Below are 23,407 nucleotides of genomic sequence, written 5' to 3'. Positions count from 1 at the left end.
TCGCTGCCCTCGCCCCGTACGCCACAGCACCGTAAGCAAATTCGCCAGCGGAGTCGCCTCGTTGGGGAAGTGCCCGCGGGCCCGGACGGCCTTGCGTATGCGGGCGTTGACGCTCTCGATTGCGTTCGTCGAGCAGATCACCTTGCGGATCTCGACGTCGAAGGAGAGGAAGGGCACGAACTCGGCCCAGGCGTTCTCCCACAGCTTCACGATCGCCGGGTACTTCTTGCCCCACGTCTCCTGGAACTCCAGGAACCGCTCCGTCGCCGCGTCCTCGCTGGGGGCGGTATAGACCGGCTTGAGGGCCTTGGCGATCTTGTCCCAGTCCTGGCGGGCCGCGTAACGGAACGAATTCCGCAGCAGGTGGAGCCGTAGAGAATCAACCTGTTGGCGTGTCGCTGCTGACGGATGCGAGCAATTCGGCGCCGCTGGTGAAGCGGGTCGGGGCGGGCGGCAGGGCGATTCCGGCTTCGTGGAGGACGGGGTGGGCGTCGGCGAGGGCGTTGTTGAGGGTGCCGAGACTGACGCCGAAAGCATCCGCCAGGACCTGCCGAGTGCCGAGCTTGCGCTGATAAAGGACGGCGGCCAGGAGGCGTTCGGCATCGGTGATCTTCTGACGGAAGACGCCTCCGCGGGTGCCTGGCTGACGCGGTCCGCCGCGCTGATGGTGGCGGCGCCGCTCGATCAAGGCGGCCTGCTGCAGCGACAACTGGTCGATGAGGTCGGCGAGTTCAGCGCGGTCCATCCCGGTCAGGGATGGGTCGGCCAGGCGGTGCGTGAGCTGGAGCCGGGCGGTGACCGGTGCCCCGGTGCGTACGAAGTCCTCGATCTCCTGACCGCTTGAGAAACACAGCGTGGTGGGTGTGATGGAGATGCTGCTTTCCTGAAGGAGCCGTCGGACCTCCTTGATGGACGGGCCGATGGTGCGCTGGCACAGGCCCAGCATCTCGGCCAGCAGGTTCTGCGAGCACACGTGCCGGAGGTAGATCACGCTCAGCAGGACCCGGTCCGCGGGGGCGAGGACCGGGTGCTTGTTGTCTCCGGCCCCGTGGCGGCGAGGTCCGCCACGCTTGCGGTGCAGGCGTTCCTCACGCAGGGAGCCCAGCTCGGGCGTGATCTTCCCGCACAGGGCCGCCAGTTCCTCGCGGCTCATCCCGGTCAGGGCCGGCTCGGACAGCAGGTCGAGCACCCGCCGGCGGGCTGTGTCCTGATCCGCGACCTGGGCGAGTTCGCCATCGACATGGTCGGCAACGGGGCGGACGGTGTAGTTCCAGGCGCCGTGCGTGTCGTGGTACTCGATGGGCAGGCCCTTCAGCTGGGCCTTGCTGATGGCGATGCCCAGGGGATAGCGGCTGGTGTCGAGTTCCGCTTCGACCCGCAGCCCACTACGGGTGCGGGTCGCGGCGATGGACTGGACAACGACTTCATAGCTGGTCAACGGGCGGCCCCGCCAGTTCATCGTGATGTGGGAGAACAACCGGTGCTCGATCTTGTTCCATTTCGACGTACCGGGAGGGAAGTGACAGACGGTGATCGCCAGGCCCGTCTCGGAGGCGAGTCTGGCCAGCTCCGCCTTCCAGACGCGGAAGCGGTAGCCGTTGGAGCCACCCGCGTCCGCGGTGATCAGCAGCCGGGTGGCCTGCGGATAGTCGTGGCGACCCCGAACCTCCCACCAGCGACGGATCGAAGTGACCGCGAAGACCGAGGTGTCGTGGTCGGTGCCGACATTGACCCAGCCGGTGTCCGCCGAAAGATCGTAGATGCCATACGGGATCGCCGCTTCACCCGTCGGCCCGGAGAAGAAGCTGTGGTCGTCGACCCGGACCGGGTCGCCCTTCGGACGCCACTGCCGTCCGGGGTTGGGCAGTCGGCCGATCATCTCCTTCTTCTTCGTGTCCACGCTGATGACCGGCTCGTCGTCGGCCTGGTGCTGCTTGTCCTGCTCGTTGAGGTAGCGGAACTGGGCGTCCCGCTCCGGGTGCTGCTTTCCCTCCAGAGTCCTGGCCTGGGCCTGGAGGCTGAACCCGCTGTCCTTCAGCAGCCGACCCACCGTCATCGCGGACACCGGATGCCCCTGACGCGTCAGCTCCTCGGCGAGGTTCCGCAGCGACTTCGTCGTCCACCGCAGCGGCGACATCGGATCGCCCCGCTCATCCGGCTCGACCAGCGCCATCAACGCAGGCAGCAGAGCCGGATCGACCTCCTCGGCCCGCTTGCGGCCCCCGCCCGACCTGCGAGTCCGGCCTGCAGGTGGTGGGGCCTCGCCTGCCTCCAGCTCGAAGACACCCCTGCGGACCGTGGTCTCGCTCACCCCCGCGACCCGCGCGACGGCCCGGACACCGCCATGCCCCAGCAACCTCGCCTCGGCCGCCAGCAGCAAACGCCGCTGCCGCTCGTCCAGATGCGGCAGCAATACCTCGAACCGCACGGCGAGTTGACCGTGCTCCCCCTCCGAAAACGCCATACCAGGTCAACGAGGCACACTGCCGGAAGCGACATCTTGTTTCCGTACGGCTCCCGGTGAACTACACACGTCTGGACGATCGTGCGGGGCCAGACGGTTTCCACGGCCTCGGGAAGGCCCTTGAGCCCGTCGCAGACCAGCATCAGCACGTCCTCGCAGCCGCGGTTCTTCAGCTCGGTGAACACGTGCAGCCAGTACTTCGCGCCCTCGCCGCCGTCGCCGGCCCAGATGCCGAGGATGTCGCGGGTGCCGTCCACGGTCACCGCCATCACCACGTAGATCGGACGGTTCGCGACCTGCCCGTCCCTGATCTTGACGTTGATGGCGTCCACGAACAGGACCGGGTAGACACGGTCCAGGGGACGGTTCTGCCATTCGGCCATGCCGTCCATGACCTGGTCGGTGATGGTGGAGATGGTCTGCTTGGACACCTCGGCGCCGTAGACCTCGGCCAGGTGCGCGGATATCTCGCCGTGGGTGAGGCCCTTCGCGGACAACGACAGCACCATCTCGTCGACACCAGTCAGACGGCGCTGCCGCTTCTTGACGATCTGCGGCTCGAAGCTGCCGGCCACATCCCGGGGCACCCTGACCTCGACGGGGCCGACATCGGTCAGCACGGTCTTGGCCCGGGTGCCGTTGCGGCTGTTGCCGTTGTTCTTCCCGGCCGGATCGTGCTTCTCGTAGCCGAGGTGATCGGTGATCTCGCCTTCCAGGGCGGACTCCAGTACCCGCTTGGTCAGCTGCTGCAGCAGCCCGCCCTCGCCGGTCAGCTGCAGCCCGTCCGTACGGGCGCGGTCCACCAGCATCGCGATCAACTGCTCGTCCGTCGCCGTACTCGACGGCACCTGGACCGGCTGCTCAGCGGGCTCGTGCTCAACGACGATGTCGGTCATCTCTGGCGTCTCCTTGATCAACAGATCCGCCGTTGATTAGACACTCCCCCGATGCGCTCATGAAGCTCGGTGATCTGACCCGGTCGCGGTCTTGGTACGCGACAGCCCGCTACGCCGCGGACGACAGCGGCAACCGGGAACTTCGGGCGCGGGTGAGGGCGCAGGCTGCGATGCTCCCGTTCTACTACGGTCCACTGGAGTCGGCTGTCTCGCTCTCCAGGGAGGCTCGTATCCTCAGCCGGGGCCGGCCCAGTGTCACCGCAGCCTTCGCGTCAGCGGCGGAGGCGCGAGCCCTCGCGAAACTGGGTGACGGCGATGGTGCGGAGTCTGCGCTGCGGCATGCGATGGCCGCGTTCGAGCAGAGTGGCGCCGCGGGCGGTACCGCCAACGATGCCTTCGCCTTCCCGGAACGGCGCCTCCTGCTCTACAAGAGCGGGACGCTGACGGCTCTCGGCCGTACCAGCCAGGCAGGACGCGCACAGGAGGAGGCGCTGAGTCTCTATCCGAAGAAGACCGGCATCGACCCGGCACTCCTCCATCTTGAGGCGGCTCTCTGCCTTGCGCAGGACCGCAGCCTGGCAGAGGCGTGTCAGCTGGCCGGAGCGACGTTCTTGAGAATCCATCCTGCTCACCGCACGCCGATCGTGGAGGAGCGCGCTCGCGACATCATCGAAGCCCTTCCACCTGGGACGCAGGGCACTCGGGCAGCGCGGGAGCTGCGCGAGATCCTGGCGCTTCCACCCGGCCGGACGTGACAGCAGGCCGGCGGTCGGCGAGCCTGGAAGACATGAAAGAAGCAGTGCCGGCCCCCGGCGGGTACGACGAGTACGAGATGTATCAGGTCCTGGAGCGCGCGTGCACAGGTGTCGGCCTCGACAGCCGTGGGGCATGCCTCCTACGAGGACACACCAACGCGGTCCTCCTCCTCGAGACGGAGCAGGTCGTTGTCAAGATCGCCCGGCGGGGATCTCGCATCGACGACGTCGCGCGCACCGTCGCATTCGTCCGCTGGCTGATGGACGTCGGCTTCCCCACTGTTCCCCTGCATCACGTCGACCAGCCCGTCGTGGTCGATGGGCATGCCGTCACCTTCTGGACCTATCTGCCTCAGCCCGAACGGCCGGTGGCAGCCGAGCGGCTCGCCAAACCCCTGTACGCCCTCCACACCTTGCCCTCACCCGGGCTGGCCTTCCCCGAGCACGACAACATCAGGGCGATCCGACGCTCGCTCTCAGCCATCACCTGCTTGCCGCCCGACTCGGTCCGGTTCCTGTCGGGCGAGGCGGACCGCCTCGAAGCGGAGCTCAGCGGTGTGGGGTTCGCCCTGGGTAAGGGCCTGATACAGGGTGACCCTCAGCACCGGAACGCGCTGCACACCAGTGACGGCGACGCCGTCCTGTGCGACTGGGACACGATCGCCTGCGGTCAGCCCGAGTGGGACCTGGTGACGGTCGAGGTCCATTGCCGGCGTTTCGGCTACGGCCAAGGCCACTACCGGGCCTTCGCCGACACCTACGGATGGGACGTCACTCGCTGGCCGGGTTACCGGACCTTGGCTTCCATTCGAGAACTGCGCATGATCACGACAAATGCTCGTAAAGTGCATCATGCGCCTGCAAGCCTGGCAGAAGTGCAAAAGCGCGTGGAGGGGCTGCGGAACCAGGACGACAGGCTTCAGTGGAACATCCTGTAGCCATACGAACCCGGCCACGCCCAGCGCGGTTGATGCCGACCGGGTAGAAGAGCAGTGTCTCGCTGTGGCTGGAGGCGAGGCGTCCAGCAGGTTCGCCGAGCACCAGTGCCCCCTCAGCGTCCTCCCACCACAAGCGAGATCCAACTGGCTCGGGCTGACGGACGATGGCCTGCCCGCCCTCACCACACGCCGCAATCGTGCCCCGATCCCGCGTCTGGCCTGCCTCAGACGCGTACTTGTCACGCACCGGGCGGGCGCCATCGCCCCGACGTGAAATCGTTGAGGAGCTGTCGGCTGGCTACGGTGAACGGGTGGTCTGCTCCCAGATCGCGTTCCCGGCTGGCGACGACATCCGTCATGATCTCGATCGCCGCGTCCATGTGGCCTCGTGCGGCCTGGGTTCGGGACAGGAGCTGCTGGGCCGAGAGTGCGATCGGGTAGTCGGGGCCGAAGCGTCGCCGGTATGCCTCGGTGACCAGCCGGATCTCCTCGTCGGCCTCGTCGAAACGGCCCAGCAGGTACAGCGCCCAGGCATGGTTGTGGTGAGCGCCCAAGGTCACCGTGTGGTCGGGGCCGAGGAAGCGGAGGCAGTCCCAGGGCAGGGAAAGCAGCGCGCCGTCTTCTTCGGCGACGATCTCGGACGCGGAGAGCAGGACCAGCAGGCTTGAGCGGGAGCGCAACGTCAGTGGGTGGGCGGGGCCCAGTGCCCTTCGCCTGCCGGCGACCGTGGACCGCAGGAGCAAGATGGCCTCGTCCCGTCTCCCGAGGTTTCCGAGTACGAGCTGCAGGCCGTGGGCGCTGTCCAGGGTGTCGGGATCGTCGGCCCCAAGCAGTCGTTCCTGGGCGGCGCGGACGCACCCGAGCTGTAGTTCGGCCTCGGCGTACCTGCCCAGCCGGAACAACGCTCGTCCGGCCCTGGAGCGGGCGGCCAGTACGAGGCGGTGCTCCGGGCCGAGCTGCCGCTCGCCGAGGTCCGCGGCGGCCCGGGCGGTCTCCCAGGCGGACAGGTAGTCTCCGGTGCGGTGCAGGGCGATGGACAGCCGGGTCGCCACGGCCAGCGCGTCGACCGTTGTCGGCGGGTCACTGACGCGCCGCAGCACCGCGAGGGCGTGGGGCACCAGCAGCCGAAGCAGCGGATCGTAGGGGCCCGCGTCGGGCACAGCGGGCACGGCCGCGTCGAGCAACCGGACCGCCGTGGTGCTCAGAGCCGGCACCTTGTCCGCCGGGGTCGCTGCCGCGACGCTGTCGAGCAGCACCGCGTGACTCTGTGCGCAGCGCTCGCCGACGTCGACCAGTTCGGTCAGCGACTGGTCCAGCAGCGCTCTCAGTGCGGTTTCACAGCGGGCGCGGGGAAGAACACCGCTGATCTCGGGGCGGTTGAGCAGGGACAGCGGCAGCGGTTCGGGGGCGAAGCGCGACAGGAGCCTGAGCAGTGCGGTGGCTTCGGGCAGGCCGCGGGCTTCGAACGCGTCGAGTGTCAGTTGCCACGTCAGGCCGACCAGGTGCCGGGGATCCTCCTGCGACAAGGCATCGGCTCCCTGGTCGATGAGCTCGACTCCTTCCCCTTCTTCGAGACGTTGCCCGTAGGTCTCCATCGTCCAGGGATCGAGCACTTGCTGGGACAGGAAGCCGCCTGCCAGTGTGAGAGGGTGGTAAGTGATGTGTTGTCCGTTTCGCGCTTGCGGCTGGGCCTGTCGGGCTGGCGGTGGCCTCTCCGGGTGGCTATGGCCGTGGCTGGGTGAACAATCCCTGCTCGGACTCGATCAGGATCCCGCGTTCGACCAGCCGCTTGAGCTTCAGCCGGACGTTGTTGACGTTGCTGGGCGCGATCTCCAGATCCATCGCCTCGCAGACCGCCCGTGCACGCAGCGGGGCGTCGGCCGCGGCGAACACCGCCATGATCTGCCGGTAGGCCGGATGGTCCGGCAGCTTCGCGGCCGGCGGCGTCGGCGGGGACGGATCAGGCAGCGCCAGCAAGGTCTTGCGGGTGATGCGGACCTCTTCGGCGACCCGGTCGAACTCCTCCAATTGCGCGGTGAGTTCCGCGATGCGTCCCCGCGTGGCCTCGGCCTGCGCGGCGATCTCGCGCTCTTGCTCCTCCAGGCGCGCCAGCACCGCTGGCAAGGTCAGCTCGCCGCCGCTCATGCGCCGCGCCAAGGTGGGGGTGGAGGTCGAGGTGAGCATCCGGGCCATCCGGTCGCTTATGGCCCAGTACACCCTCGACTCGGCGGAGGCGGGCCGGTGCTCGTAGTCCCGTACCAGCCTGCGGTGCAGCATCATGATCCCGTTCACCTGTTCCACCACCCACCTCTTGGGCTGCGGGACGAACCCGCTGGCTGCCGGGTTGCGCTCGACGACTTCGACGTCGATGCCCACCTTCTGCCCGTGGTCGATGACGGCGGTCTTGAACCCCTGGTCCACCAGGGCCTTGTGCACCGTGTCGGTGTCGGCGGCGACCTTGTCCAGCAAGGCGATGCCGGCGGCGTTGTCGTGTGCGGACGCGGCCAGCACCACTACCGCGATCACCAGACCGAGAACATCAACTGCCAGGCCGCGCTTGCGGCCCGGGACTTTTTTTGCCGCGTCCCTTCCGGTGGTGTCGGCGGGCACCCCGGCGGCCGCGTGCAGGCTCTGGGTGTCGAGCACCACCAGGCTGGGGTCGGCCTTGCGCCCCCGGCTCTCGCGGACCTGCCATCGCAGCAGGTCGTGGATGGTCTGGTCGGTGCCGTCGTCGCGCCATTTGTAGAAGTAGTACTTCACCGCGCCGGGCGGGGGCAGGTCGTGGGGGAGGTAGTCCCACTGGCAGCCGGTACGGGACTGGTGGAGCAGGGCGTTGACGATCTCCCGCATCTCGTAGGCGCCCTGGTGGCCGCTGACGGAGGGATGCTGAGCCTTCCAGGAGGCGATGACGGGCTCGATCAGGGCCCACCGCTCGTCGGACAAGTCGCTCTTGTAGGGCTGGCGGTCGCTCACGAGGAACACTCCAGCACGACAGGACTCCCTGATCAGCCCCGATACACCTGTGCCACACATTCCAGCGACAACAAACGCGGCATCACGTCACATACCGCCCTCTGAGTGCGCATGCCGGGGCGCTCTTTCTGCTCGAGCCCGGCGGCGAAGTCCCGGTCCTGGACGCGAGCGTCGGGATGCCCACGGGGTTTGTCAGTCTCCTGCGACGGGTGGCTGTCCTGGCCGACGTTGCCAAAGCGATACTCGAGCGGCATCTGGTGTGGGTCGGTTCCGGCGAAGAGGTCGCCCGCCGCTATCCCCACCTGGCCCTGACCTTCCCGTTCGTGGGCGCCGTTGCGGCGGCCCCACTCGTGGCAGGTCCCCGCGTGTGGGGCACCAACTGGCCACTGCGGGCCACTGCCCGCCCCTGCTGCGCCACGCCGGCCTGCACACCGACATCCTGGCGGCACCGCCAAGGCCTCTGCTGGGCGTCGACCTCGAGGCGGAGTACCCCACCACCGACTTCCCTCTGCCGCCCGGCGCCCTCCTGGCCCTCTACACCGACGGGCTCATCGAAACCCCTGGCACCGACCACGAAACCGCCCTCATCGACCTCGCGACAGTCCTTTCCAAGGCCACCGGGCCGCTCGACGACATCGCCGACGCACTTCTCGTCCACGCCCAGCCGCCAGGCGACCGTGCCGACGACACCGCCCTCCTGCTGTTGAAGGTCTATTGAGGAATCGAGCCAGGATCCTCCTCCGGCGCAGCAGGTAACGCCGCCACCGCCTGGTCATTCCGGCGTGGAGGTGAAGGGGATGCCACCGTGGGCGCCGGTGCTCCCTCAAGCACCGGCGCCCACTCACCCCTGCCCGAGGTGGCTTCTGGGTGTTTTCTCAGAGGTGGTTGTCAGGGGACGAGGATGAGGCGGATCGGGTCGCCGATCTTGTTCTCCAGCCGGTTGACCGCGGCGGCGGCGTCGGCGAGCGGGATGTGGTCGGTGATGGAGGGGGCCAGGTCGAGGCGGCCGGCCGCGGTCAACCGGACCAGCTCGGTGACGGACTCGGGGAAGCCGCCGTAGTGGCCGCGCACCTGCTTGCTCAGGTAGTTGAATGTCAGGCCCTCGCTGATGGTGAGCGGGTGCGGCGTGATGCCGACCAGGATCAGGGAGCCGCCCAGGCCGAGTACGGAGGCGGCCTGCTCGCGGACGGCGGGGACGCCGGCGCAGTCGAAGGCGAAGTCCAGGCCCCGTCCGCCGGTGGCCGCGCGTACCTGGTCGGCGAAGTCGGGTGCGGCCGGGTCCAGGGCCAGGTCCGCGCCGAAGGCCAGGGCACGTTCGCGGGCGCTGGGCAGCGGGTCGACGGCGATGATCGGTGCGGCGCCGACCAGGCGGGCGAGACGCACGTTGTGGGCGCCGACTCCGCCCACACCCCAGACGCCGACGGACTGGGCGGGTCGGACGCCGGCGGTGGCGACGACGGCGGCGTAGGGGGTGGAGACCGCGTCGGGGATGATCGCGGCCTGGTCGAAGGGGAGGCTGTCGGGAATGGGGATGAGGGTGTCCTCGCGGGCGACGGTGTACTGGGCCCAGCCGCCGTCGTAGTCGATGCCGGCGGTGAGCATCTGGGTGCAGGGGCGGCGGCGTACGCAGTCGGCGCACCGGCCGCAGGTCTTGCCGGCCTCCAGGGTGACGCGGGTGCCGACGGTCAGGCCGCGCTTGAGGTCGGGGCCGAGGGTGTGGATCACGCCGGATACCTCGTGGCCGACGGTGACCGTGTCAGAAGTGGCGAACAGCGGGACGAGGGAGCCGTCGATCAGGTGGACGTCGGAGAGACAGACGCCGGCGGCCTTGACCTCGATGAGGACCTCGCCCGGGCCGGGCACGGGGATCGGGACCTCTTCCACGGCGAACTTATTGCTGTCCAGGTGGAAGCGTCCGGCGAGCATGGTGTCCATGGGGATCTGCTTTCTGTGAGGCTTTTCGTGGGCGGCACCGCCCGGCGGTTCGGGCCGGCGGTGCCGGGCGGTTCTGCTGGGATGGGTGGGACCGGGAGGCGTACGGCCAGGGAGGGTTGCCGCATGCCTCCCGGCGTCTGGGGATCAGGCGAAGACGTCCTGCTGGTAGCGCTCGTCGGCCTCCAGCTGGGCGAGCCACCGCTGGGCTGCCGCGTCGCCGCCGCCGGTGTGCTCGCGGTAGACCGCGGCCAGGGCCTCGCGGACGGCGGGCGCCATACGTCGGCCGTCGCCGCAGACGTAGACGTACGCGCCGTCCTGAAGCGCCTGCCACAGCGTGTCAGCGGCGCCCGCGATGGCGTTCTGCACGAACCGGGCCGGGTGGCCGGTCACCGCGGAGAAGGCGGTGTGGACCCGGGCGATGCCGGACAGCTCCCACGTCTCCATCTCGTCCCGGTAGAAGTAGTCGTGCTCCGGGTGGCGGCAGCCGACGAAGACCTGGGACAGGCCCACCTCCGTGCCGTTCTCGTACTGCCGGGCGCGCTCCTCCAGGAAGCCGCGCAGCGGTGCGATGCCGGTGCCGGGGCCGATGAGGATGAGCGGTGTCGTGGGGTCGACGGGCGGGGCGAAGGTCGGGGAGGGCACGCGGACGTAGCCGTAGACGACGTCTCCGGGCTCCAACCGCGCCATGTAGGAGGAGCAGGTGCCGCGGTACTGGCCGTCGCCGGACAGGGCCGGGCCTTCCAGCAGGCCGACAGTCAGGCGTACCTGGCGCGGATTGGCCAGCGGGGAGGAGGAGATGGAGTAGAAGCGCGGACGGATCGGGCCCATCATCTCCAGGAAGACCGCGAGCGGGAGTTCGACGGCGGGGAAGCGCTCCAGCAGGGTGAGCACGGAGACGCGCTTGTCGAGGATCTCCTTCTGGTACCGCTCTCCGGCTTCCTCGGTGTCGGCCGTGTACGTCTCCAACTGCGGCCTGGTCCAGGGGCACTCGGTGTACTCGGCCAGGGTCTGTATCTGGGAGCGGGTGGCCAGGTCCTGCAGTTCCAGGAACTCGGTGAGCAGCAGACCCGCGGTGACGGGCGTGCCCACCGGCAGGTGAGTCCGGCCTCCTGCGGGCTGCTCCAGCCGGAGCACCTGGTCGCGGTCGACGCCAAGCCGTGCGAGGGCGCGGTCGACCAGCGCGGGCTCGTTCTTGGCGAAGACGGCCAGGTGGTTGCCGGTGTCGTAGGTGACGTCCTCGGGCAGCTCGATGGTGATCGACTTCGCGGAGGGGCGCGGCGGCTCGATGCTGAAGTCCCACAGCCCGGTCGCGTCGGACACGAGCTCCTCGTTGGCCACCACCGTCAGCGGGTAAGCCTGCTCGGAGACGATCGCAGGCCGTACGTCCGCCTCGGTCAGCAACTGCACTTCATAGCGCGGGCCGCTGGCCTCGGAGGTGTCGGCGGCGTACTCCTCGGCCAGGGTGGCCCACAGGCCGTCCATCCAGCGACTGGCCATGCCGTCGAAGTCCCCGGCGGCGTCCGCGATGCCGCGCTCGACGAGCGGCGTGGCACCGGCGGCCAGCAGTGCGGCTTCGATCCGCTTGGGGAACGCCTGGTAGGTCGCAACCCACTGGGTGTTGCCAGCCCCGAGCAGCGCGAATCGCACCCTGGACAGCGAGCCTTCGGGCAGTCCGGCGGCGATCAGCTCGTCGAAGCGCTGGGCGTTGTCGGGCGCCTTGCCGTTGTAGCTGGCGGCGACGACGACCAGCAGCCCATCGGTGGGCAGGTTGTCGCCCAGCTCGTCCAGGCTCGTCAGCGTGGTGCCGAACCCTGAGCGCTCGCCGCGGTCGGCGATCGTGCGTGCCAGGTCCTCGCACGAGCCCAGGCTGGAGCCGTATGCGACGGTGAGATTCACGCCGACGCCGCTGACCACGGCCTGCTGCCGCTCGTTGTCGCTCCGGACGTCGGCGGCACCGAAGACGGTCCGCTCCTGGTCCTGGCGGGTGCGTATGACGAGTTCGAAGTCGCCGGGCTTGCGGGTCAGCGCTTCCCGGACGTCCATCTTGTAGTCGTTCGGGTCGGCGAACTTGAACTTCTGCAACACCAGCGCCAGGGCCAGGCGGGCCTCGGTGAGCGCGAACTGCCGGCCGATGCAGGCGCGCACGCCGTTGCCGAACGGCTTGTAGGCGTGCGGGTGCTGCTGCACGCGGTTCTCCGGCAGCCACCGGTCGATGTCGAATTCCTCCGGCCGCTCCCATGCCTTTGGGTGGGTGTGCAGCGGGCCTTCGAGGATGAGGACCTTCGTGCCCTTCTTCAGCTCGTAGCGGCCACCGATGACCGTGTCCTCCCGCGCCGTCTTGCCGAACAGCGGGATGGGAGCCCACAGGCGCAGGGTCTCCTCCAGGATCCGCGGGATGACGTCCAGCTGCATGATCGTGTCGTAGTCCGGGACGGTGTCGCCGGGCAGCAGGCGGTCCACCTCGGCGTAGGCCTGGGCCAGCACATGCGGGTTACGCATCAGCGAGTACGTGGCGAAGGACAGCAGGCCGCTGGTGGTCTCGTGGCCCGCGATCAGGAACGTCACCACCTGGTCGCGGACGTTGTCATCGGTCAGCTGCTTGCCGGTCTCCGGGTCGGTCGCCTCCAGCATCAGGCCCAGCAGGTCCTCCTCGCCGCTGCCCTTCCCCTGGCGGCGCTCCTTGATCACGCTGTCGACCAGGTCCCGCATCAGCTGGATGTTCTCGCCGTACTTCTTGGCGTCGGCCTTGCGCATCTTGGTCATCACCGGCAGTTCCTGGGAGCGCCGCAGCGACTCCACCAGCGCGCCCAGCAGTGCGTTGAGGAAGGGGTGCAGCTCCTCCTTGTCGAAAGAGTCGAACCGGTAGCCGAACCCCGTCAGGGCGATGGTGTCCAAGGTCAGCCGGGTGTAGTCGTCGGTGATGTTGACCGGCTGCCCCTCCCTGCCCTCCCACTTGCCCGCCAGGTTCTGCGCGATCTCCAGCATCTGCCCGTAGTAAGCCTTCATGGCGCGCTGGCTGAAGGCCGGCAGGAGGATCCGGTGGGCCATTCCCCATTCCTCTTCGTGCTGATGCGCCGTGAACAGGCCCGCGCCCGTGAAGTCCCGGACATGGTTCAGCGGCGTCTTCTCGATCTGCTTGAAGAACCGCGTCTCGTCGCAGACCTCGGCCACCAGGTCCGGGTCAGTGACGAAGACCTGCTCGATGCCGGCGATGTTCAGGCTGAAGATGCCCTCGGGGAACTGCTTGGACAGCTCGGCGAAGTAGGCGAACGGGTTGGTGCCGGGGACCTGCGTGGTGTGGCCGAGGAGGGGGATCCCGCGCGGGGACGGGATGGGACGCAGATCGGTCACGGGTTGCGTGGCCATGGCTTGCTCCTTTGTGCGGAGAAATGTAGGGGGGCGGGCAAGGGCTCTGTGGCATGCCTGGGACGCCGCCGATGGACAGCGAGGCCCCCGATTTCCATACGCCGTATGGAACTGTCTACAGTGGTACCATACGACGTATGGAAACTCAAAAGAAGGCACCCCGGGGGACGAGGAAGAGGGACGTACCGCTCACCAAGGACGGGATCTGCGCCAAGGCCCTGGAACTCATCGACGCCGACGGGGTCGAGGCGCTGACCATGCGCAAACTTGCGGCGGCGCTGGACGCGAACCCGATGTCGCTGTACCACCACGTGCCGAACAAGGACGCCGTACTGCGCGGCGTGACCGAACGCGTCGGCTCACAGTTCCGCACACCGGAACGGGAGGATGCCCCCTGGCAGGACCGGCTGCGGCAACTGGCGCTGGACTTCAGGGCGCTGGCGCACCGTCACCCCAAGCTGATGGGGTACTCCTTCGGGCGCGCCGACTTCGTCCAGCCGGACGACCCGTTCTGGCGTGGACTCACGGACACCCTCGCCGCCTCGGAGCTGTCCGCTGAGGAGGTCCCGCGCGTCGCCGCCACCCTGCGCGCCGTGTTCACGGGTCTGCTGGTCAGCGAACTGACGGGAGCGCTACAGCGGTGGAGCACCTTCCCCGGGACGACGGGCCCCGGCAGGATCGAGGCCCCCGCACCCTCGAACGACGTGATCGACACGATGTTCAACTGCGCGCTGGACGCCGCGATCGCCGGCGTGGAGAACCACCCCGCGCGCACCCGCGAGACGGGGTGACGGGCGGCAGCTGCGTGTCTCTGATCCCGGCCGGAGCAGCTCCGGGAGTGGTCGAGAAGACGCGTGGGGTCATAGGCGGATGATGACGAGAGCGATGTCGTCGGGAGCGCCCCCGGCGACGTCGAGCCGGGCCAGCAGTGCGTCGGCCAGCAGGTCAGGTGGGAGGGTCGGGTCCTGGGCCAGGGCTGTGGTCAGTCGTTCCAGGCCGGCGTCGATGTCCTCGTCGTGGCGCTCGATGAGGCCGTCGGTGTACAGCACGAGGGTGTCTCCCGGGATATAGGGGAGGCCGGCCTGGGGGCGCGGGACATGGTACTCGCGTGCGCCGAGTGGCGGGTCGGTGGCCTGGTCCAGCTGTTCGCAGGTCCCGTCGGAGTGGAGCAGCACGGGTGGTGGGTGCCCGGCGCTGCTGTAGATGATCAGCCTGCCGCGGGTATCGATGAGTACCTTGACCGCGGTGGCGGCCATCGCGCCGTCCACGGAGCGGGCGTAGAGGCCGAGGATTTCCAAGGCCTGGGCGGGGCTGGGGATGGCGCGGATCACGGCGCTCAGGGCGCTGCGGAGCATGCCCATGACGGCCGCGGCGTGCAGGCCGTGGCCGACGACGTCTCCGACCGCCACGGCGTAGCGGTCGGGTGGTAGGTCGACAACGTCGTACCAGTCGCCGCACACGTTGAGTGAGGTCGTCGCGGGCAGGTAGCGCACGGCGATGTTGGTGTGCCGATCCAGGTCGGGGACGGAGAGCATGGCTTCCTGCAGGGTGACGGCGACCCGCTGTTCGCGGGCGTGGGCCCGGCGCAGTTCCTGGTTCAGCCGGTGCAGCTCTCTGGCCCGCGCATACGGCTCGGCGACCATGCCCTGCGCCCGCTCGGTCGGCTCCTCGCCGAGCGGGCGTGCCCGGGAGGAGTGGACGAAGGCCGTGACGTCCGCTACCTGTTGGATGATCCACTTCACACTACTGTCAGGTCCGCAAATGGGGGTGTGGATCACGGACCACCATCGCTCCTCGAACGCGCCAGGCCGGTCGGGGACGGGAAGGTCGTACCGCTGGAGCACCACGGTTTCCGGTTTCCCGGTGCGCAGAAGCCGGTGGAGTGACACTTTCAGGCTCTGTTCCACGTCGTCGCGGACGCCGCGACTGTCCGGCAGGACGTCGAAGAAGTGCCGCCCGATCAACCCCTCCTCGGTCCTGCCGATGGTCCGCAGGCATGCCGGGTTGACGTAGCGAATCACCAGGTCCGCATCCAGCACCAGGTACGGGCTTGGGGTGGCGTCGAAGAACGCCGTGAAATCGATGTCAGCCGTCATGGTCATCAGGTGCGGTGCAGTCGCTGACCGAGGTGCCCATCCCACTGCACGGGTGCCGCTTCGCCGCTCGTCCGTGACTGGCCGGTCCGGCCCCTGTGATCAGTGCTGGGGATGCGGTCGGTGGAACAGGGGCCGCCGATGTGCGGCAGTGCCGCCCGGAGCGAGACGGCCGACTTCGACGCGCATCCTGATGGCCTGGAACACCTCGACCACGCCGAGGACCACGGCCATGACACCCACCGCCAGGGTGAGTGCGGCGATCGAGGTGAACGGCGAGACGATCAGCACGATGCCCGCCAGAGTGCTGATGATCCCGTAGAACAGCTGCCAGCCGCGTGCCGGCATGTCCTCGGCGGAGGCCGCCGCAGCCGTCACCATGATGCCGCGCAGCAGCCAGCTGAAGCCGATCCACAGGGCGAGCAGAAAGATCGACTGCAGAGTGCCCCGGAAGCAGATCAGCCCCAGCAGGACGGAGAGCGCACCCGTGAGGAAGTGCAGCACCCGAAGATGCCGGGGGACGTGCGTACCGAAGGCGGCGGCCAGCTGGAAGACGCCGGTGACCAGCAGGTAGATGCCGAAGAGTACGCCGACGACCCGCAGCGTCTCCTCCGGCCAGGCGAAGACCACGACGCCCAGGGTGATCGTAGCCAGGCCCGTGGTGAGCAGGATCTGCCAGCCCATGTTCGCCAAGGCGCCAAGGCCTTCGGTCAACGGGGCGTCTTGCGGCTCGGTGCCGCGCGAAGGGCCGGTGCCCGGGGAATCAGAGGGATAAGTCATGCCGCTGCCTCCTCCTGGAACAGCAGGACCGGGCCGTACACCTCCATCGTCACTCACCCGGCCCTGTTTCGCCTGGCGGCGGCCTTCGCAAGCCCGGTCAGGAACGGCCGCGGCGGTGCAGCAGGCCACGCAGCCACGCGAGCAGCGACGGGCCACCCCTGCGCGGGTAACGTCGGCCGTTCTGTGCCCGCAGATCATCCGCGACGTCGTACCGCTTCACATACGCACTGAAGAACGTCTGCAACGTGGCCACCACCGGAATGGCCATCAGCGTGCCGGCCACACCGAGCAGCGCGGTGCCCGCGATCACGGAGCCGAAGGCCACCGCTGGATGGATGTCCACTGTTTTGGACGTGAGTTTCGGCTGGATCAGATAGTTCTCGAACTGCTGATAGACCACGACGAAGACCAGCACCCACACCGCGTACCAGGGGTCGACGGCGAACGCGGCCAGGATGGGCACGGCCCCGGCCAGATAGGTGCCGATGACCGGGATGAACTGCGACACCACCCCCACCCACACGGCGAGCGCAGGGGCATACGGCACACCCAGCACCGCCAGCATGACGAAGTGGGCGACCGCGGAGATCAGGGCCATCAACCCCCGGGAGTAGAGGTATCCGCTCGTCTTGTCGACCGCGATCTCCCAGGCCCGCAGCACCTCGGTCTGCTTGGCCGGTGGCAGCAGCGAGCACAACGCGCGGCGCAGCCGGGGTCCGTCCACGGCGAAGTAGAAGGCGAACAGCAAGATCGTCAGCAGCCGGAACAGACCGCCCAGCGCGGAAGCCGAGAAGTCGAACACACCGCCCGCGCTCTTCTGCACGTACGTCCGCAGCCAGTCCGGGCGCAACAGCCGGCCCTGGATGTCGACCCGCGACAGTTCCGTGTGGAACGTCCGGTTGATCCAGCCGATGAGGGAGTCGAAGTACCGCGGGAAGTGCTCGACGATGCCGCTGATCTGGCCCGCCAGGAACGAGCCGAACAGCGCGAAGAACCCCGCCACCCCGAGGACCACGGCGAGACACACCAGAAGGGCGGCCAGGCCCCGGCCAATCCCCCGCGCCACCATCCGGCCGATCGGCGGCTCGATTCCCAGCGCCAGGAAAGACGCGATCAGAATGCCGACCAGCAGACCAGTAAGCCGGTGGAACGCCCAGCTGCCGAGCTGGAATGCGGCCACCAGGGCAAGGCAAGCACCATGGCCCGCGGCAGCCACCGGGGCATCCGGGCGGCACCGCCCGCCTCTGCGGCCTCGGCCCCGGAAGACGAGGGCCTTTCAGGCGGCTGCGGCTCCTGGCCGGGGTCCGGCTGCGTCATCGACGGTCGCAGCGGAGACAAGGGGGCTCAACAGCCCGCCGGGCGGCCGTGGATGCACTGAGCGGAGGGGGCCCCGGCCGGGTCGACTGCCTGACCACCAGCTCGGACACGTGCTCGCGGGAGAACACGCCGGCCACCGGCGTGCCGTCGTGCCCCGGCTCACGAGTGCGCATGGGCGACGAATCCAGCACAGGCGCGTGGGTGCCCGACCGGCCACAGGCCAACGGTCCATACAGAACAGACAGTTCCAGCGGGATTCCGACATTTTCTGGTCTGTTGACCATCACCCTTCCTGTCTAACCTCTGCCGGGCCCCCGCGCATGTCCGGGGCGCCGCTGACCGAGACCGACGGCGTGCAACGGCGCGGCATATCCGGTCACGGTAGTGAGACCCCGTGGCGAGCCGCCCTGGGCAGGGCGACGGCCACGTCCCACACTGTCCCGACTTGTCCTCCGCCATGGCACTGCCACGCGAGTAGCAGTCGCCCGCCGGATATGTTCGAATTGGCGAGAATCCTCCTTTTAGGGCAATCGGAAGGGCAGGACCATGACGCAGATGACGGACCGCATCACCCAACTGACGGATTGGTCGAAGCACGCACAAGAGCAGGTGCAGAGTGCCATCGCCAAGGACCAGGAGGATCTGGCGGCCGCGATCGAACAGGTTCAGCGGGAGACGGAACAGCGGGCAGAGCAACTCCGCCGTGAGGGAGCCGCGCAGAAGGCCGCTGCCGCTGCCTCACTGGAAGAGGCCAGGAACAAGTGGCAGGAGCACGTAGCGAAGGTCAAGAGCCAACTCCAGGAGCGCAAGGGCGAGCTTGACGTGAAGCGTGCCGAGCTCAAGGCGGATGATGCGGAGGGGTACGCGTCGTTCGCGATCGACTTCGCCGGCTCCGCGATCCTGGAGGCGGAATACGCTGCACTGGAGGCGGTGCGGGCCCGTACGGAAGCCGAAGCTCTGGCCAGCAGGTAGGAGCCAGGTCGGGAGGACCGACCAATCTCAAGTCTCAAACGGTGCAGCGGGCTGCCCAGGGCAGAGCAGCACCACACGCCATGCCCCAGGGCAGCTCGCCACCGGGCAACTGAAAGCGCGCCTGGGTGCCTTCGCCGCCCGCGATCCCGAACAGGTCCGTCACCACGGCAGCTTGGGCCTCCAGCACCATGTGGCATCGAAGACCGCCGTGAAATCGATGTCTGTTGTCCGGCTGCGACTGGAAGCCGGCCGCCTCAGTCCCGGCGCGGCTGCCCGGCGACGGCCTCTGTTTCGCTCTCGGCCGCACCCCCAGCACTGACCGCGGCGGCTCCGGCACGGCACTCAGGCGGTACGGGAACCGCCGTATCCAGGCCGACCCCGGCTTCCACCCATGGAACCGCGCCGACCAGAGGCCCTCAAGCAGCGACTTCGGGTCCAGGTCGAATGCCTGGACTCTGTCGCTGTCGGTCGCGCGGAGGCAAGGAGGGGTCTGCCAGCCTGGTCGTACTGGACTCGATCGGTCGGTCGGCGACCGACGGGGGCGGCGGAAGTGGGTGCGGTGATGGCTGGAGCTGGGGCACGTACCCGGGTGGTGGTCGTGACAAATCCACGCTCGGGCGGCGGCAAGACTGCCCGTTTCGACCTGGTCAACCGTGCCGAGAGCATGGGCGCACGGGTCTGGTCGACCAGTGCCGAGCAGGACGCAGCGTCACTCGCCAGGCGCGCGGTCCATGAGGGGGCCGAGGTACTGGGGGTCGCGGGCGGCGACGGAACGGTATCGGCCGTGGCCGCGGTGGCCTCCGCCACGGACCGGCCGTTGCTGGTGGTCCCGGCGGGCACGCGCAACCATTTCGCCCGGGATCTGGGCCTCGACATCCGCAACCCGGTGTCCTCACTGAGTGCCGTGACCGACGGCGTGCTCACCCGTGTGGATCTCGGCGTAGTGGGCCCGCACGTCTTCGTCAACAACGTGTCGTTCGGCCTCTACGCCGACGCCCTGCTGGACCCCGGGTACCGGGAGGACAAGGCGCGCACCTTCGCGTCGCTCGCCCCCGACTACCTCAAAGGAACGCAATGGGTCGAGGCCGACGTGGACACCCCGCGGGGAACCGTCCGGTTCCCGCAAGTGGTGCTGGTTTCCAACAACCCGTACCACATCGCCACTCCACGCTACTTGGGGCGCCGCTTCACGCTCGCCTCGGGCCTACTCGGCGGCATCGTGCTCAAGGGCCCGACCGACACACCGCCGGATCTCCTCCGAGCCCTCCGCAGCCAGCTGCTGGGACAGCAGCCCGGCCCAGGTCCGGCAGGCGATGCTGCCATCGCATGGAGGGCGGCCAGCATCACGTTGCACGGCCGGGGACAGCAACTGCTGCACGCAGGGATCGATGGTGAACCCGTGACGCTGCCTCTTCCCGTCACGTGCGAGGCCCGGCCAGGCGGACTGCGAGTGCTGCTGCCAAGAGACCGACCAGGAATCCCGGTGGAGCCGGTGCCCGGGCGCCCAAGAGCACCGCGTGATCACTGAGACAGCGGACTCAGACATCTGTCCTATGACCGGGGCGGTTCATGCCGGGTCCCTGTCTGTCAGACTCCGGTGAGACGTAGAAGGTGCACGCCTCTTTGATCTGATGCAGGGCGAGACAGGACCAGGACCACCGTGACGATGACCTTTGCCGACCAGGCCGTGATGGCACGGCAGGATGGTCGGGTGACCGACGAACCCGCCGAGAAGCCGGCCCGTCCCAAGCGCAGGAGTTTCACCGCCGCGTACAAAGCGCGGATCCTCGCCGCCTACGACGCCCTGCCCGACGGCAGCCCCGAGCGCGGGGTGCTGCTGCGTAAGGAGAAGCTGTACCACTCGCATATCGAGCACTGGCGCAAGCAGGCCCGTGAAGGAACTCTTCCTGCGTCCACCGGAAAGGTCCACCGGAGTTCCGAGGCGGAGGAGCTGGCCCGGCTGCGTGCGGAGAACGCAAGGCTCAAGGCGGAGGCGGAGAAACTCGCCTCCCGCCGGCCGCCGAGCCGAGGAACTGTTCCAGTGCGGGCACAAAGTCGCCCGAGGACAGGCCGTGCAGGTAGAGCAGAGGCAGCACCTCGCTGATCTTCGGGAACTTGCGGCACCACGATGGCAGGATCGCGGAGGAGAACCGCTTGCGCTCGCCCGTGGCCTCGTCGACGCGCTTGTCGTTCACCCGCGGGGCCTTCACCTCGACCGCCCCGGCCGCGGTGGTGACCTTCCTGGGCTGGTGGTAGCCGTTGCGGACCACGAGCCGACGACCGGTCTCGTCGCGCTGGTCGACCAACTCGGCTATATAGGCGTTGACTTCGGCCTCCAGGGCCGCCGCGAGCATCCGCCTCGCCCCCTCCCGGACGATCTCGTCGATCAGGGAGCCGTTCGGTGTGGTGCCGTCGTCGTTGACTACGCTGAGCACGGGCGTGCCTTCCCGACCGGTGCTGCGAACACCGGCCTACTCGATGACCATCAGTCGATCACTCGGGAAGGTACGCCCTTCGCGTGCTCCCCGAGCTCGATCCACAGGTCTTGAGCATGACTCCGGAATGGCCGATGGCGGTCCCTTGCACGGACAAGACCGCAGTGTCCCGACTCAGCGAAGGTGAACGACGTTGAGTCCGAGACCGGTGATGGGTCATCTTGACCCGAGTTCGCCCCTTCGACCGAAGGACGCGTCGCATTCCCCGCGGCCGCTGCCTCTGCGCCTCGTAATGTCGGCGCCCCCACCCATAATTCACCCATCACCGAACACATATTCAGGAGGTCTGCTCGTGCCCGCGCTTCATGACTTCACCACCTGGCAACCCCTGCTGCGCCTGTTGTACGCCGCCCACACGGAAACGCTCACCGCACCCGGCGGGCATGTGGCGGGGCAGATCAGTCCCGGAGCATGTAGTGTTCCGCTTCCGTTCCGGCCGCCGCAGCCGGGGCGTGCCTCACAGGTCTCCGACAGCCAGGAGCAGTTCGACGCTGTGGGCCAGATCGTCGAAGCACTCAAGGAGAACGGCAGCGACGGAGTCTCCTTCGTCGTGGAGGCCTCTTCTGCTCCCAGCGGTATCCGGCTGCATCTGATCAGATTGGGCTCTTCAGCGGAGCCGGGTGTCGCGACCGCGCACCCGGGCACGCTTCTTCTCGCGGACGGGGCACTGCCCGAGCCGGTGCGCCGCCTGCCCGAGCCGGTGCCCGGCGTAGTGCCGGCTCCGTCCGCGGATGTGGAACTGCTGCAGCGCACTCTTCGCGAACGGCTCCCGGACGCGGTGGGCGCCTCCGACGAGGAGATCGCAGCGGTCGAGGCGCGTCTGGGCGTGCCGCTGCCTACCGAGTTGAGGGCCCTGTACCAGGTCGTCCGGAGCCAGTACGAGGACTGGGACGACTACCGGGAGCCGTACGACACCGTCGGCTGCGAGCTCTTTCCTCTCGGCGAGGTGTACGTCGCCGACGCGGCTTCCCGGCATGTGCCGTGGAAGTTCGGCGCCATGGAGGCGGTCGAGACGGGGCCCGAGGACGCCGTGCAGGGGCTTGTCGGCTCGCCGGGCTGGATCGTCTTCGGTGACAACGGCGGCGGAGACCGTATCGCCATCGACCTCACACCGGGTCCGGACGGGCACGTCGGGCAGGTGATCATCATCAGTCACGAGGAGAACATCGGTGCCGGGCTGGTCGCCGACTCCCTCACCGACATGGTCGTCCACCGCCACTTCGACGGCCGGCCGGTCAGAAGAACCGAACGGCCGCCACTCGTCGCCTACGTCAATCACGTCTCCGTCCCCAGCTTCGAGGCTGCCGCCCACCCCGGCCTGGAGGTCCTCAGCCTCGGGGTCTGGGAGAAGGAGCCTCTCAGCCTCGCCCCCGTCTTCGGCCTGCCGCGTCTGCGGACCCTCTCCGCCTATCCCGGTACTCTCGCCGATCCCTGTGAGATCGCCCGGCTCACCCACCTTGAGTATCTGGAACTCCCACCCGCGGAGTGGCGCGTCCTCCTCGATGCGGGGGCCGTGCCCACCGGGCTTCTCGCCGCAGGCATCGAGGCCCACCGGCAGCAGGACAACCCGTTGCAGACCATCGCCCTCGCCAACGAGATCCTCGCCCTGTACGGTCGGCCGCCGATCTCCGACATCACGGTCCTGGAGGGAGCGGTCTCATGACAGGGGCCGTTGCATGACGGCGATCCGTCCGGAACGCCGGGCCGGCCCGGAGCCGGGGTGGACGTCCCGGCTCGGGCAGGGCGTGGACACAGTGCAGGCACAGTCTCGGCGATCATGTGAGAGGGCGGTATGAGACCTGATGCCCGATTCTTCGTTTCGTGCGGGACGAGCGGGCAGGTCGTGGCGACGTCGGTCGACTACGGCCGAGGCTGGGTGAACAAGCCTGGCTCGGTCTCGGCCAGGATCCCTCGGTCGGCCAGCCGCTTGAGCTTGAGGCGGACGTTGTTGATGTTGTTGGGCGCGACCGCCAGGTCCATCGACTCGCACACCTGCCGCGCACGCAGCGGATGGTCGACCGCGGCGAACACCGCCATGATCTGCTGGTAGGCCGGATGGTCCGGAAGCTTCGGTGCCGACGGCGCGGGCGGTTGCGGGTCGGGCAGCCCCAGCAGTGTCTTTCGGGTGATACGGACTTCTTCGGCGGCCCGGCCGAGTTCATCGAGCCGTGCGGTCAGCTGCGTGATCTGTTCCCGCACCGTCTCGGCCTGCGCGGTGATCTCCCGTTCCCGCTCCTTCAGCCGTGCCAGCACCGCGCCGAGGGTCAGCTCCCCGCCGGTCATGCGGTGCGCCAGGCTGGTGTGGTCGCCCCAGTCAGCCGGCGCAGTATCACCGCGGTCATCGCCCAGTACACCCGTGAAGTTCCACCCTGATCGTGGACAGCGGTTGCTTACGCTGCGGGGGTGAAGTCCTGCTGCAGTCT

At 68.5% G+C, this 23,407-nt stretch carries 14 protein-coding genes and 5 pseudogenes; 7 read left to right on the top strand and 12 right to left on the bottom strand.

Annotation, left to right across the window (positions count from 1 at the left end; translation table 11 throughout):
- The 3 genes and pseudogenes from ACFSL4_RS14910 to ACFSL4_RS14900 all read right to left on the bottom strand — a co-directional run.
- Nucleotides 1–384: pseudogene (locus ACFSL4_RS14910) on the bottom strand (transposase); the annotation flags it as partial.
- Nucleotides 380–2,464, bottom strand: coding sequence for an ISAzo13 family transposase (locus tag ACFSL4_RS14905; protein ID WP_381082622.1), 2,085 nt, complete (start codon nt 2,462–2,464; stop codon nt 380–382). The gene ACFSL4_RS14905 and the pseudogene ACFSL4_RS14910, both read right to left, overlap by 5 nt.
- Before the next feature lie 56 nt (nt 2,465–2,520).
- Nucleotides 2,521–3,273, bottom strand: a pseudogene (locus tag ACFSL4_RS14900) (IS256 family transposase); the annotation flags it as partial.
- Nucleotides 3,274–3,419: 146 nt separating this feature from the next.
- Here ACFSL4_RS14900 and ACFSL4_RS14895 point away from each other — a divergent pair.
- Both ACFSL4_RS14895 and ACFSL4_RS14890 read left to right on the top strand, forming a co-directional pair.
- Nucleotides 3,420–4,115, top strand: a complete 696-nt coding sequence (locus tag ACFSL4_RS14895; protein WP_381082620.1) for a hypothetical protein — start codon at nt 3,420–3,422, stop codon at nt 4,113–4,115.
- 32 nt (nt 4,116–4,147) lie between these two features.
- Nucleotides 4,148–5,053: a phosphotransferase gene (locus ACFSL4_RS14890; protein WP_381082618.1), complete on the top strand. Its 906-nt coding sequence runs from the start codon at nt 4,148–4,150 to the stop codon at nt 5,051–5,053.
- 239 nt (nt 5,054–5,292) lie between these two features.
- On the opposite strand, the gene ACFSL4_RS14885 is transcribed toward ACFSL4_RS14890, so the two are convergent.
- Together ACFSL4_RS14885 and ACFSL4_RS14880 are read right to left on the bottom strand one after the other, a co-directional pair.
- The gene (locus ACFSL4_RS14885; protein WP_381082616.1) at nt 5,293–6,666 is read right to left on the bottom strand and encodes a tetratricopeptide repeat protein; all 1,374 of its coding nucleotides are present in this window, start codon (nt 6,664–6,666) and stop codon (nt 5,293–5,295) included.
- A 544-nt stretch (nt 6,667–7,210) separates the two neighbouring features.
- A pseudogene (locus ACFSL4_RS14880) lies at nt 7,211–8,026 on the bottom strand (IS5 family transposase); the annotation flags it as partial.
- A 367-nt stretch (nt 8,027–8,393) separates the two neighbouring features.
- Between ACFSL4_RS14880 and ACFSL4_RS14875 the strand changes: the two are divergent.
- A complete protein-coding gene (locus ACFSL4_RS14875; RefSeq protein ID WP_381082614.1) occupies nt 8,394–8,744 on the top strand; it encodes a PP2C family protein-serine/threonine phosphatase in 351 nt (116 codons plus the stop codon).
- A gap of 170 nt (nt 8,745–8,914) precedes the next feature.
- Here the strand turns inward: ACFSL4_RS14875 and ACFSL4_RS14870 are convergent, their stop codons facing one another.
- The gene (locus tag ACFSL4_RS14870; RefSeq protein WP_381082613.1) at nt 8,915–9,961 is read right to left on the bottom strand and encodes a zinc-binding dehydrogenase; all 1,047 of its coding nucleotides are present in this window, start codon (nt 9,959–9,961) and stop codon (nt 8,915–8,917) included.
- Nucleotides 9,962–10,105: 144 nt separating this feature from the next.
- The gene (locus ACFSL4_RS14865) at nt 10,106–13,327 is read right to left on the bottom strand and encodes a bifunctional cytochrome P450/NADPH--P450 reductase (RefSeq protein WP_381082611.1); all 3,222 of its coding nucleotides are present in this window, start codon (nt 13,325–13,327) and stop codon (nt 10,106–10,108) included.
- 137 nt (nt 13,328–13,464) lie between these two features.
- Here ACFSL4_RS14865 and ACFSL4_RS14860 point away from each other — a divergent pair, with 137 nt between their 5' ends.
- Nucleotides 13,465–14,118: a TetR/AcrR family transcriptional regulator gene (locus tag ACFSL4_RS14860; RefSeq protein WP_381082609.1), complete on the top strand. Its 654-nt coding sequence runs from the start codon at nt 13,465–13,467 to the stop codon at nt 14,116–14,118.
- 69 nt (nt 14,119–14,187) lie between these two features.
- On the opposite strand, the gene ACFSL4_RS14855 is transcribed toward ACFSL4_RS14860, so the two are convergent.
- From ACFSL4_RS14855 to ACFSL4_RS14845, 3 genes and pseudogenes are all read right to left on the bottom strand, one after another.
- Nucleotides 14,188–15,423: a PP2C family protein-serine/threonine phosphatase gene (locus ACFSL4_RS14855; RefSeq protein ID WP_381082624.1), complete on the bottom strand. Its 1,236-nt coding sequence runs from the start codon at nt 15,421–15,423 to the stop codon at nt 14,188–14,190.
- Between the two features lie 99 nt (nt 15,424–15,522).
- Nucleotides 15,523–16,200: an HdeD family acid-resistance protein gene (locus tag ACFSL4_RS14850; RefSeq protein WP_381082607.1), complete on the bottom strand. Its 678-nt coding sequence runs from the start codon at nt 16,198–16,200 to the stop codon at nt 15,523–15,525.
- Nucleotides 16,201–16,297: 97 nt separating this feature from the next.
- A pseudogene (locus tag ACFSL4_RS14845) lies at nt 16,298–17,424 on the bottom strand (AI-2E family transporter).
- 639 nt (nt 17,425–18,063) lie between these two features.
- Between ACFSL4_RS14845 and ACFSL4_RS14840 the strand changes: the two are divergent.
- Together ACFSL4_RS14840 and ACFSL4_RS14835 are read left to right on the top strand one after the other, a co-directional pair.
- On the top strand, nt 18,064–18,489 hold the full coding sequence (locus ACFSL4_RS14840) for a hypothetical protein (protein WP_381082605.1): 426 nt from the start codon (nt 18,064–18,066) through the stop codon (nt 18,487–18,489).
- Nucleotides 18,490–19,039: 550 nt separating this feature from the next.
- Nucleotides 19,040–20,017, top strand: coding sequence for a diacylglycerol/lipid kinase family protein (locus ACFSL4_RS14835; RefSeq protein ID WP_381082603.1), 978 nt, complete (start codon nt 19,040–19,042; stop codon nt 20,015–20,017).
- 484 nt (nt 20,018–20,501) lie between these two features.
- Here the strand turns inward: ACFSL4_RS14835 and ACFSL4_RS14830 are convergent.
- Nucleotides 20,502–20,924 (bottom strand): annotated as a pseudogene (locus tag ACFSL4_RS14830) (transposase); the annotation flags it as partial.
- A gap of 352 nt (nt 20,925–21,276) precedes the next feature.
- Between ACFSL4_RS14830 and ACFSL4_RS14825 the strand changes: the two are divergent.
- Nucleotides 21,277–22,647, top strand: coding sequence for an SMI1/KNR4 family protein (locus ACFSL4_RS14825; RefSeq protein ID WP_381082601.1), 1,371 nt, complete (start codon nt 21,277–21,279; stop codon nt 22,645–22,647).
- Between the two features lie 197 nt (nt 22,648–22,844).
- Here ACFSL4_RS14825 and ACFSL4_RS14820 read toward each other — a convergent pair whose 3' ends face one another.
- Nucleotides 22,845–23,267: a hypothetical protein gene (locus tag ACFSL4_RS14820; RefSeq protein WP_381082599.1), complete on the bottom strand. Its 423-nt coding sequence runs from the start codon at nt 23,265–23,267 to the stop codon at nt 22,845–22,847.
- Nucleotides 23,268–23,407: the final 140 nt, after the last annotated feature.

The sequence above is a fragment of the Streptomyces caeni genome (assembly GCF_042678285.1).
GTDB classification, from domain to species: domain Bacteria; phylum Actinomycetota; class Actinomycetes; order Streptomycetales; family Streptomycetaceae; genus Streptomyces; species Streptomyces caeni.
This window is presented reverse-complemented; position numbering and strand designations above follow the sequence as displayed.